The sequence below is a fragment of the Streptomyces sp. NPDC058534 genome, from assembly GCF_042717365.1.
Taxonomy (GTDB): Bacteria; Actinomycetota; Actinomycetes; order Streptomycetales; family Streptomycetaceae; genus Streptomyces.
In genome coordinates this window covers 153,070-159,849 of the sequence record NZ_JBHXNW010000008.1, presented here as the reverse complement: position 1 = coordinate 159,849, position 6,780 = coordinate 153,070, and the positions used below count along the sequence as shown (strand labels likewise).

General features: G+C 69.7%; 5 protein-coding genes and 1 pseudogene. All 6 read right to left on the bottom strand.

The features are described 5' to 3' along the window. A pseudogene (locus ACFWR9_RS07250) lies at nt 1-210 on the bottom strand (IS110 family transposase); the annotation flags it as partial. A 63-nt stretch (nt 211-273) separates the two neighbouring features. Beyond that, a complete protein-coding gene (locus ACFWR9_RS07245; RefSeq protein WP_383836828.1) occupies nt 274-402 on the bottom strand; it encodes a hypothetical protein in 129 nt (42 codons plus the stop codon). Nucleotides 403-449: 47 nt separating this feature from the next. Continuing rightward, on the bottom strand, nt 450-1,448 hold the full coding sequence (locus tag ACFWR9_RS07240) for a TerC/Alx family metal homeostasis membrane protein (RefSeq protein WP_383836825.1): 999 nt from the start codon (nt 1,446-1,448) through the stop codon (nt 450-452). Between the two features lie 256 nt (nt 1,449-1,704). Beyond that, entirely contained in the window at nt 1,705-3,744 is a 2,040-nt protein-coding gene (locus ACFWR9_RS07235; protein WP_383836822.1) for a TerD family protein, read from the bottom strand. Between the two features lie 125 nt (nt 3,745-3,869). Then, the gene (locus ACFWR9_RS07230) at nt 3,870-4,448 is read right to left on the bottom strand and encodes a TerD family protein (protein ID WP_383836819.1); all 579 of its coding nucleotides are present in this window, start codon (nt 4,446-4,448) and stop codon (nt 3,870-3,872) included. Between the two features lie 141 nt (nt 4,449-4,589). After that, on the bottom strand, nt 4,590-6,746 hold the full coding sequence (gene uvrB / locus ACFWR9_RS07225; RefSeq protein WP_383836816.1) for an excinuclease ABC subunit UvrB: 2,157 nt from the start codon (nt 6,744-6,746) through the stop codon (nt 4,590-4,592). Nucleotides 6,747-6,780 lie beyond the last annotated feature (34 nt).

The following is a 6,780-nucleotide window of genomic DNA, read 5'->3' as shown; positions in this document are numbered from 1 at the left end:
CTGCACCCACGAGCCGCGGTCGGTCTCGATCCCGACCACCACCTCGCCCGGGTCCAGATCCTCGCCGCTGTGGCGGGCGACGAGTTCGTGCAGTTCCGCGATGCCCGCCACTCCCTCGGGCAGGTTCGCGGCGGCCAGCTTCCGGCCGCTCTCGTCCTGGACCTCGACATCGTGGTGGTCCTCGGCCCAGTCATCACCGATCAGCAGCAACAGACCCTCCCCAGTCACGTACTTCACCCAGCGGTGCAGCCTGCGGAAGGCACGGCACGCGGCCTAATGGATCCAGTGCTCACGCCCCGACGGGCGGGCACGCCACCCCATCAGCGGTCTGGCCTCCCGGCCGACCAGCAAGGGCACGGTCTGACCGCAGAACTCGAAGGCTCCGGCGTCGAAAGTGCTCACCTGCTGGCGGCTACGGAACCGAGCATTCCCCGGTTCCGTAGCTCCCATTAGGCTTCGACGCTGTCCTTCTTGGCGTCGTCGCTCCCGGCCGCCGCTTCCGCCTCGGCCTGCTTCTTGGAGGCCCGCAGGCTGGTGATCGTGGTGATGATCAGGACGGAGCAGATCACGCCGAGCGAGACCGGAATGCTGATCTCGGGGACGTGGACCCCGGACTCGTGCAGGGCGTGCAACACCAGCTTGACGCCGATGAATCCCAGGATGACCGACAGGCCGTACGAGAGGTGGACCAGCTTCCTCAGCAGACCGCCGATGAGGAAGTACAGCTGGCGCAGGCCCATCAGGGCGAACGCGTTGGCCGTGAACACGATGTACGGGTCCTGGGTCAGGCCGAAGATCGCCGGGATGGAGTCGAGCGCGAAGAGCACGTCGGTGGTGCCGATCGCGAGCATCACGACCAGCATCGGGGTCATGATCCGCTTGCCGTTCTCCTCGATCCACAGCTTGGTGCCGTGGTATCGGTCGGCGACACCGAAGCGGCGCTCGGCGGCCTTGAGGAGCTTGTTCTCCTCGAACTCCTCGTCCTCCTCGTCGGCCCGGGCCTCCTGGATGAGCTTCCAGGCGGTCCAGATCAGGAAGGCGCCGAAGATGTAGAAGACCCACGCGAAGCTGGCGAGGATCGCGGCGCCCGCGGCGATGAAGATCGCCCTGAGGACCAGGGCTATGAGGACACCAATGAGCAGCACTCGCTGCTGGTACTGCGAGGGCACCGCGAACTTCGCCATGATCAGGACGAAGACGAACAGGTTGTCCACGCTGAGGGACTTCTCGGTGATGAAGCCCGCGAAGAACTCGCCGGCGGGCTGGCCGCCGCCGAAGAGGAGCAGGCCGACTCCGAAGAGGCCCGCGAGGGCGATCCAGACGACCGTCCAGATCCCCGCTTCCTTGATCGATACGTCGTGCGGCTTGCGGCCGATGAAGAAATCGACCGCGATGAGGGCCGCGAGGCCCACGATGGTCAGGACCCACAGGGTCACAGAAACTTCCACTACGCCTCCGGCAGTGCGTCACACGGCAAATGTCAGCGTCGTCGCTGCCGGAGGTCTCTTCCACCCCGGGTGTCCGGAACGCGTGATGCGTCCGCGGAACCCACGGGCCGACGCCCCGGGATCTGGCCTGATCCGTATTGACGGGGTCGCCGCACAGACAGGGAGTACTCCCCTCCGTGCGGACGACAGTACCCCATTCCCCAAGGGAAGGTAAAGAGATTTGCAAATTACGCTCAAAAGTCCAGCTCGGAGGCCTTTACCCGCCCCACGAACGGCGGGCCGCCGCGACCTGAGTGAGGACCTGCTGGAGCACCTGACTGCCGGGCGGCACGAGCGCCGGCTCGTACGTCCACGCATGCCCGACCCAGGGGTCGGCGAGGTGGTCGTCGGGCACCGGTGTCAGCCGGAGCAGCGAGCGCCACAGCGGGTCCAGCAGCGGCCCGTACCCCGCGGACTCCTCCCGGTCGGCGACCATCATCAGGTGGACGCCGACGGCCGGCCCCTCGTCGGCGAGGTAGCGCAGCTGGTTCACCGCCCGGTCGTCGAATCCGTGCGGGAAGTCATTGACGATCAGGAGCTGCTGGGAAGTGTCGACACCGGGCGGCAGCGCGTCGGGAGCACCGCCGCGCAACGCCATCTGCACCAGGTCGACGCGCTGAGTGAGGCGGGCCAGAACGTCCGCCGCCCCAGCCGCGCCGAGGGCGGGCGGAGCGGCGAGCACCCCGGCGCGCACCAAGGGTGCCAGAGGCTGTGCACCGGATCCGGCCGGATCGATGACGTGCACGGTGAACTCGCCCGCCGGGTACACGGCGAGCAGCCGGGCCGCGTGCGCGACCGCCGTCTCCATGCCCAGCCGCCGCGTCTCGTGGGAGTCCGCGGGCGAACCGTCGAGCGAGGCGGAACGCCCGCTGTCGATCCACATACCGCGCTCCAGCGGCAGCCGCATCAGCAGCGGGATGCGTATGCGGTCGGCCTCCGGCAGATGGAGATCGCCCAGCCGCAGGGCCATCGGTATCTCCATGGGGACGCGGTAGGCGTGCCAGACCGGGTTGTCCCAGCGCGCGAAGGCCGCGGGCAGGGCGGGCTCGACGACCTCGGCCTCGGCGACCAGCTGAGCGACGTCCCGGTCCAGGACCTCCCTGGCCTGGGACACCAACTGGCCGTGCCGGGCACGCGCCGTCTCGCGGGCGGCGTCTCCCTGTCCGCCGATCCGGCTGCGCGGGTCGGAGAGGGCCTGGTCGAGTTCCTTCTCCATGCGCGAGTCGGCGAAGTCGACGGCACTGCGGTACGCGGCCGTGGTGCGGGACAGGTCCTCGAACATGCCCCACACCTGGTTGTAGAGCCGCTCCTCCATGGACCAGCCGGTGGCGTCGCCGGCGACGGGCCGGGCGGGCCGGCCGGGTTCGGCCGGGGGCGCGGCCGGCGGGGGCGGAGGCGGGGCCGCGTTCTGGCGGCGCGGGTGGCTGTAGTCGATCGGGCCGCCACCGGTGGGCGTGGTCGCCTGGCCGGCGGGTGCGGGGTCGCCCGGGCCGCCCCGGTACGGCTGCTGCGTCCCGTGCTGTCCCGGCACGGCGGGTGTCTGCGTGCCGGCGGCGCCCTGGGGGTCGTACGGGGAGACCGGCGGTACGGGGCCGGGAGTGCCCTGCGGTGCACCGCCGTGGTCAGGACCGTGCGCCGGGGCGGCGGTCTGCCGGGAGCGGTCGGCGTCCGCGGCGCGGGCCGGAGGGGCCGGCACCGAACGGGCCAGCCCGCGCGCCACCGCCTCGTGGATGGTCCCGGCGAGCTGCTGGGCCTGGGGCAGGTTCTGGTCGGTGAGCAGTTCGGCGAGGCCGCCGGCGTAGCCCTGGCCGACGGCGCGCACCTTCCACGCGCCCTGGCGCCGGTAGAGCTCCAGGGCGACGACCGCGGACTCGCAGTCCAGGCCGGTGACGGTGTAGCTGGCGACTTCGTCGCCGCCGAGGTCGGTGACCGCCACGAAGGGGGCGGCGACGGCCCCGAAACGGACCGGGCTCTGCCCCCCGACGGGCAGGGCCAGCAGCACGCTCATGCGGTGCACGGTGTCCGGGAGTGCGTCCAGGTCCACCGCGAGGCGGTGGTCGGCGGCCGCCTGCCGGGAGACCTCCAGGCCCGGCAGGGTGGGTGTGCCCGGGTGGGCCACCCACTCGACCCCGTGGACCGTGCCCTTCTCATCGCCGAGCGTGGCTCCGGCCACGATCGGCGTGCCGGCCGAGACCCGGATCTCCAGACGATTCCGGGGAAGCGGGTGGTTCTGTCCCCGCGTCAGCTCGGCCGTCATCGCCTGTCCCCCTGTGTCACTGGTGCGTCACTCGTGATGTGCCGTGCGGCGCTCGTCCGTCCCGTTCGCGGGACGGCGATTGGGCCGGCCCGCCGCGGGACCGGCATTCCGGCTTCGGCGGCCCGCTAGAGGACCGGCAGGATCGCCGGCATCAGGTCCTGGAAGGTGCGGCCGTTGGCCGGGGTACCCACGGCGGTCATCGCCCAGCCCTGGCCCGCCCGGTGCACCTTGGCCATGATCTGCGCCGTGTAGGCGCCGCCGCCGGCCAGCGTGTAGCGGGCGAGTTCCTCGCCGTTGGTCTCGTCGACCAGACGGCAGAACGCGTTCTGCACTTCCTGGAAGGTCTGGCCGGTGAACGAGTTCACGGTGAAGACGATCTGGTCGATGTGGACCGGAATGCGCTGGAGGTCGACGAGGATCGCCTCGTCGTCGCCGCCCTGGCCGACACCTCCGACCAGGTTGTCCCCGGTGTGGCGCACCGAGCCGTCGTCGCTCACCAGGTGGCGGAAGAAGACGACGTCGACCGGCTGCTTGTCCGCGAAGAGGACCGCGGAGGCGTCCAGGTCGATCTCCCGGGTACGGGAGCCGAACAGGCCGCGCCGGGGAGCCGCCTGCCAGCCGAGACCCATGCGCACCGACGTCAGGCTGCCGCCGTCGTTCTTCTGCAGACTGATGGCCTGACCCTTGGTCATGTTGACGGTCACGCGCTGATCCCCTCTCGAACTGTCCCCTGTTGCCGCGGAGCCCGCGGTTGTCCTGAACCCTACGCAGGGGCACTGACAGTGCCCCACCCCGGTCCGCACTTTGTGTCGGTCTTGCAACACAGCCCGTGCCCGGTCGGGCCCTCAGGCCAGGCCCGCCTCCTTCATCTGACGCAGTTCCTTCTTCATCTCGGAGACCTCGTCGCGCAGCCTGGCCGCGATCTCGAACTGCAGATCGGCGGCGGCCGCCCGCATGCGGTTGGTCAGCTCCTCGATCTGCTCGGCCAGCTCCGCTGCGGGACGGTCGGTCGGCACCGTCTCCTTGCCCTTGCCCTTGCCCTTGCCCTTGCCCTTGGCCGGTTTCGCACCTGCCGCCGCCTGGCCGCCGAGGGAGGGCACCGGTGCCTTGGCGCCCTTGCCCTCCTTCACCTGGCGGTAGCCCGAGCCGAGCAGCTGCTCGGTGTCGACGTCCTCACGGGCGATCTGCGCGACGATGTCGTTGATCTTCTTGCGGAGCGGCTGCGGGTCGATGCCGTTCGCCTTGTTGAACGCGACCTGCTTCTCGCGGCGGCGGTTGGTCTCGTCGATCGCCTTCTCCATCGCCGGCGTGATCTTGTCCGCGTACATGTGGACCTGCCCGGAGACATTGCGCGCAGCGCGGCCGATGGTCTGGATCAGCGAGGTGCCGGAGCGCAGGAAGCCCTCCTTGTCGGCGTCGAGGATCGCCACCAGGGAGACCTCGGGCAGGTCGAGGCCCTCCCGCAGCAGGTTGATGCCGACCAGGACGTCGTACTCACCGGCGCGCAGTTCACGCAGCAGTTCGACGCGGCGCAGGGTGTCGACGTCGCTGTGCAGGTAGCGGACCTGGATGTCCAGTTCCAGGAAGTAGGCGGTGAGGTCCTCGGCCATCTTCTTGGTGAGGGTGGTGACCAGGACGCGCTCGTCCTTCTCGGTCCGCTTGCGGATCTCGTGCACCAGGTCGTCGATCTGGCCCTCGGTGGACTTGACGACGACCTCCGGGTCGACGAGGCCGGTGGGGCGGATGATCTGCTCCACGGCGCCGTCCGAGCGGGAGAGCTCGTAAGCGCCCGGGGTCGCGGACAGGTAGACGCTCTGTCCGATGCGCCCCTGGAACTCCTCCCACTTCAGCGGGCGGTTGTCGAGTGCGGAGGGCAACCGGAAGCCGTGGTCGACCAGGGTGCGCTTGCGGGAGGCGTCGCCCTCGTACATGGCGCCGATCTGCGGCACGGTGACGTGCGACTCGTCGATGACGAGCAGGAAGTCGTCCGGGAAGTAGTCAAGGAGCGTGTTCGGCGGGGAGCCGGGGAGGCGGCCGTCGAAGTGCATCGAGTAGTTCTCGACCCCGGAGCAGCTGCCGATCTGGCGGAGCATCTCGAGGTCGTACGTCGTGCGCATCCGCAGTCGCTGGGCCTCCAGGAGCTTGCCCTGCTTCTCCAGCTCGGTCAGGCGCTCGGCCAGCTCCTTCTCGATGTCGTTGGCCGCCCGCTCCAAGCGCTCGGGGCCCGCGACGTAGTGGGAGGCGGGGAAGACGTACAGCTGCTGGTCGTCGCTGATGATCTCGCCGGTGACCGGGTGGAGGGTGGACAGGGCCTCGATCTCGTCACCGAACATCTCGATGCGGACGGCGAGCTCCTCGTAGACCGGGAAGATCTCGATGGTGTCGCCGCGCACACGGAAGGTGCCGCGGGCGAAGGCCACGTCATTGCGCGTGTACTGGATGTCGACGAAGCGGCGCAGCAGCTCGTCCCGGTCGTGTTCCTCACCGACCCGGAGGGTGACCATGCGGTCCACGTACTCCTGGGGGGTGCCCAGGCCGTAGATGCAGGAGACGGAGGCCACCACGACGACGTCACGGCGGGTGAGCAGTGAGTTGGTCGCGGAGTGCCGCAGGCGCTCCACCTCCTCGTTGATCGAGGAGTCCTTCTCGATGTAGGTGTCCGACTGGGGGACGTATGCCTCGGGCTGGTAGTAGTCGTAGTACGAGACGAAGTACTCGACGGCGTTGTTCGGCAGCAGTTCGCGGAACTCGTTCGCCAGCTGGGCGGCCAGGGTCTTGTTCGGCGCCATGACCAGGGTGGGCCGCTGGAGCTTCTCGATCATCCACGCGGTGGTGGCGGACTTGCCGGTGCCGGTCGCGCCGAGCAGGACGACGTCCTTCTCGCCTGCTTCGACTCGCCGGGCCAGCTCGGCGATGGCCGCCGGCTGGTCGCCGTTCGGCTGGTAGGGGCTGACGACCTCGAAGGGCGCCACCGTGCGTTCGATCTGGGAAACGGGCCGCATGGGTTCCACCGTACGACCCCCCACTGACAACGGG

Bases quoted from the DNA above. Each gene is read 5' to 3' on its own strand.
- ACFWR9_RS07235 (WP_383836822.1), bottom strand. From the start codon at position 3,744: ATGACGGCCGAGCTGACGCGGGGACAGAACCACCCGCTTCCCCGGAAT.
- uvrB (WP_383836816.1), bottom strand. From the start codon at position 6,746: ATGCGGCCCGTTTCCCAGATCGAACGCACGGTGGCGCCCTTCGAGGTC.